Here is a 402-nt window from a genome sequence, read left to right on the forward strand (position 1 = left end):
GTGGAACCCGCTGCTGCCCAAGGACGGCGAACGCGTCAAGGTCGACGCCGACCGCGTCAAGCATTGGCTGGCGCATGGCGCCCAGCCGACCGACCGCGTGCTGCGCTTCCTCGACGAGGCCGGCCTCGTCAAGCGCGACGCCCGTTCCAACCCGAAGAAGGCCGAGCCGGGCAAGAAGGCGCAGGAACGCGCTGCTCTTCTGAAGAAGGCGCAGGAAGATGCCGCTGCTGCCGTTGCCGCCGCCGCGGCTGCACCGGCCGAGGCGGAAGCCGCAACCGCCGAATAAGTATTTGCTCTATCGCATCCAGGAAAACGGCGGGCCATGTGCCCGCCGTTTTTTCATTCGACCCTGTCTGTAAAAGCCGCCCGGTCAATAGCCGCGCGGGCAGCGGTCAATATAGA

General features: G+C 65.9%; 1 protein-coding gene. It reads left to right on the forward strand.

The features are described from left to right. A partial coding sequence (locus EN932_RS37785; protein WP_128369601.1) for a 30S ribosomal protein S16 occupies nucleotides 1–286 on the forward strand: 286 nt, incomplete at its 5' end. Between the last annotated feature and the right edge of the window lie 116 nt (nucleotides 287–402).

It is taken from the genome of Mesorhizobium sp. M7A.F.Ca.US.002.01.1.1 (assembly GCF_004022955.1).
Classification (GTDB): domain Bacteria; phylum Pseudomonadota; class Alphaproteobacteria; order Rhizobiales; family Rhizobiaceae; genus Mesorhizobium; species Mesorhizobium ciceri.